Here is a 3,934-nt window from a genome sequence, read left to right on the forward strand (position 1 = left end):
AACGCGCCCTACAACTTGTGCATGCCATATGGAGGAATGACTATCCGAGCCTGTCGCGCACGCAAAGGGTGCTCGTTGGAGAGGCCAAATGGGGGTCAACGCGGTGATGGTACGTTCACACATCCGTTTTTCAGCGGTGCTTGCGGTGGCCCTCGCGCTCGCAGGATGCGGCAGAAGCGAGAGCTACCGCTACAAGCTGACATTGGCAGTCAACACCCCTGCCGGCGTCAAGCGCGGTTCAAGTGTGACGGAGGTGGCTTTTTTTGAGGTCTCGATCCCAGCGAGAGGAATTATGCACAAGCTTCGCGGCGAAGCCCTGTATCTGGACCTTGGTCCAGGTGCGCGGCCATTGATCGCCTTAGTCGGGAGGAAATCTAGGCCGTCGTCCGGGCAGTGGAGCCGCGATGGTGGACCTGCAACGACGCAGTTGTCCCGGCTCTACGATATCCCTCCCTCGACTGACGTCATGGATACCCTGGCCAAAATTGCCCGCATGCGCGGCCCACGAACAATTACCGCGAATGAGCTGCCTGATCTTGTTACGTTCGCGAGCGTGAACGACCCGAACACCGTAACCGAGATCGATCCGAACGATCTACAGGCAACGTTGGGGCCGGGCATCAGATGGAATGAAGTCACACTTGAGATCACCGACGAACCGATCACAAAAGGTATCGAACAGAAGCTGCCTTGGATACCATATTACTATTGCACGATGCTCGATGGTGCCCGGTACCACGGCAAGAGGACGCTCGCTAACACACTGAGTACGGCCGACTTTGATGAAACTGGTGAAGCAGGAAAGAGGATAAGGCAAAAGGCGGCCAGCGATCAGGATTTGGAATGCATGAAGCTCCTTAGAGAGTGGCAGCAGCGCTCTCGATAGCGCTCTCGGCAACGACCGCTTCCGGTCAAACGCGTCATTTTGACCGTGCGCCGACTACTTCCGGTCTACCCCGATTAACAGAAGTTCGCGGTGCCGGCCGGCATGTCTCAAAGGGGCCAAAAGCAGAAGTTTACTCCCAACAGTCCGTGCAGCCTGCTACACGCCATCCGTCCACGTGGGCGCAGCGGGCACCTCGCCGTCTTGGCACAACCCGTACAAGGACTGATGCTGACGGAAGCCGCGCAATTCGAAATGGCCGATTTCAAAGACCGGTGCCGCAACCTCGGCGGCAAAAGCACCAGTCATAAGGAGTGGCCGGCCAACATCCTTGCAGAGGAGTTCCAGCCGGCTGAGGATGTTGATGTCGCGCCCGACGGCGGTGAAGTCGAGGCGATTGCCAGAGCCAATATTGCCGTATGCGGCATCACCATAGTGCAGAGCAATATCGATGGAAATATGCTGCTGGACCTCGGGCGGTGACGCCTGGAGCGCAGCCAGCGTTGTCTGCGCTGCAGCCAGGGCGGACTCACAGGCCGGCGCCGGATCATCGCCGGTGACTGGAAAGATCGCAATGACCGCATCACCGATATACTTCAGGATGTCACCTTCGCTGCCAATGACGCCAGGGACGACCAGATCGAAGAAGGCATTTAGGAGTTCAATGATTCTTTGCTCCGGGAGCTCATCTGTCAGTCGGCTGAAACCACGCAAGTCGGCGAGCAGCATTGCCGCCTTGATGTGGTGGACGTTTCCGCGCTGGACGGCACCCGCCATAATCCGCGCGCACGGATCTCGACCTACATAGGTGGCAAGAAGTTCACCATAGATCCGCCGGCCCGCCGTCACTTCGAGAACTGGGGCAAAGGTCGGCACTAGATAGCGAAAGAGTTCAACGTCCGCTTCCCTAAACCCGCTGGGAGCGTCGCTTCCCCACGATATCGCGTTAATGATCCGATTCGAAAAGACAACAGGCGCCATCACGTACTGGGTAATGCCTTGCGTCCGCAGCGTTGCGAGGATCGGGAAGCGCCGATCGGTGGCTTCGCTAAGGACAGTATCAAGCCACTGTCCGGTTTCGATAACGCACTGAAGGGGGCTATTCTGGTAATCCGACGTAGACTCGATACCGTGTCGCGACGTCCGGAACTCGGTACTCTGTCCACGGCGCCAGATACGCGACACTCCCCGGAATTCTGGATGCAGCGTACGGACATGCACTGTGGCGCGGGCTATCGGCGCCCCGAGCACGGTGAGCTTCTCGCAGAGCATCTCAAGAAGCCCACCGGTATCGGGCGCAAAACGTCCCTCCTCGCTTAGCCAGCGCAGAAGCTCGGCCTTGCGATCAGCAAGTGAGAAATCGAGAGCCTTGGCCACTTTTCACCCGAAGTTTCCCAGGGCACATTCGCAACGATAAGTTCCTGTAGCGCGCTCGCAGCTCGGCTGGAAATTTCGTGCTGGCAGTGTCATGCCGGGCCGTCGCTTCATCGAGCCACCTTTCAGCCCGAGGAGAGCAACTTAGCACGGCCTGATGGCAGAGTGGCGGCCTCGCGTAGACAGCAAATGGGGTGCTCGACTTCCGACTTGGGTCACGAGCGTCGCGCTCTGCAATACTCGGCTGTCCGTCAACTTCCGCTATGCCCCGTTAGCGACCGTTGTCTTGTGGCGGTGCAACACGTCGCTCAGGGCCATCAGCCGACTTGGCAGCGTGAATTTGTGATGTCCGCTATTCCGGCTGTCGCGACCACAGCGGTATTTAGCTGTCGGTTGACGAGTGAACGCCCCAACACCGATTGCAATGGCGCTCGCGGCCTCTTAGCCTTGTCGAGAAAACAACCGGGGAGGATAGACCATGGAAATCCAGGCCTTCGGCTATCTCGGCGTCGGCGCGTCGAACCTCGATGATTGGGCCGCGTTCGCCACATCAAACGTTGGCATGCAGGCCGTGGACCGCGCCAGCTCGATGCGTGCCTTCCGTATGGACGACCGCAAACAGCGCCTGTTCATCGACCGGGCCATTGAGCCGGGCGCTCAGGTCTTCGGCTGGGAAGTCGCCAATGCCGCGGCTCTCGACTCGCTCGCTGCCCGCCTCGAAGCCGCCGGCGTTGCCTTGAAGCGCGAACCCGCAGCGCTGGCCGACCAGCGCTGTGTGACGGACCTGATCTCCTTTGCTGATCCCGCCGGCAATCGTTTGGAAGCCTTCCACGGCGCCCAGGTAGCTGACACGGTCTTTAAGCCTGGCCGCGACGTCTCCGGCTTCCGTACCGGCCCACAAGGCATGGGCCACACCCTTCTGACATTCCCCGACATCGATGCCGCCCTGGCCTTCTACAAGGACCTGCTGGGGTTTCGCATCAGCGACTTCATGGTTGCCCCGCTGAAGGCCTACTTCATGCATGTCAACGCACGCCACCACAGCGTGGCTCTCGTGGCAGCGCCAGTGCGCAGCATGCATCACCTGCTCGTCGAGTACTATCAGCTCGACGATGTCGGCCAGGGCTACGATCTGCTGCAGAGCACCCCGGAGCAAATCGTCGCCACACTCGGCCGCCACCCCAACGATCTTATGACGTCGTATTACATGCGCACCCCGTCGGATATCTACGTGGAATGCGGCTGGGGCGGCAGGGAGGTCGACGACGTAACGCCGCCCGTGGAGATGACCAACCTCGGCAGCTTCTGGGGCCACAAGGGCCTGTTCGAGGACATCGGCGCGCCCACCCCACATGCTGAGACGCGCCGCGCCCCTGTTCAGGTGATGGAAGGCAACTACGAACGCATGGCTGGCACCTGTCCGTGGTGGGATGCGATGCGCGGCAAGACCCGCTAACGCTGTGTTCGGCGCTGAAAGCATTGCCGGACCTCGATGTCTCAGTCGGGTCACAAGCTGCCTTTGGCAGACTGCTTCACCTTGGTCGGCTCATCTCCCAGAAGCAGACATTTCGGCTATCCGAGCGAAGGTCCGCAACGGGCCCAGGCTGTGTGAAAAGGCTCTGTTTGCTGTGATTCGCGCGATAAGATTCCCCGCGATTTGCGGGGCATCCGATGAAG

The 3,934-nt window shown here is 59.8% G+C and carries 3 protein-coding genes; 2 read left to right on the forward strand and 1 reads right to left on the reverse strand.

The genetic code is table 11. The features are described 5' to 3' along the window. Positions 1 to 88: 88 nt before the first annotated feature. Positions 89 to 886, forward strand: coding sequence for a hypothetical protein (locus tag XI09_RS05305; RefSeq protein WP_271565926.1), 798 nt, complete (start codon positions 89 to 91; stop codon positions 884 to 886). Between the two features lie 156 nt (positions 887 to 1,042). Here XI09_RS05305 and XI09_RS05310 read toward each other — a convergent pair whose 3' ends face one another. Beyond that, a complete protein-coding gene (locus XI09_RS05310) occupies positions 1,043 to 2,260 on the reverse strand; it encodes an adenylate/guanylate cyclase domain-containing protein (RefSeq protein WP_271565927.1) in 1,218 nt (405 codons plus the stop codon). A 475-nt stretch (positions 2,261 to 2,735) separates the two neighbouring features. On the opposite strand from XI09_RS05310, the gene XI09_RS05315 reads away from it, so the two are divergent. Continuing rightward, positions 2,736 to 3,713 (forward strand): VOC family protein, encoded by a 978-nt coding sequence (locus XI09_RS05315; protein WP_271565928.1) that lies wholly within the window; start codon positions 2,736 to 2,738, stop codon positions 3,711 to 3,713. Positions 3,714 to 3,934: the final 221 nt, after the last annotated feature.

The sequence above is a fragment of the Bradyrhizobium sp. CCBAU 11386 genome, from assembly GCF_028128955.1.
GTDB lineage: Bacteria > Pseudomonadota > Alphaproteobacteria > Rhizobiales > Xanthobacteraceae > Bradyrhizobium.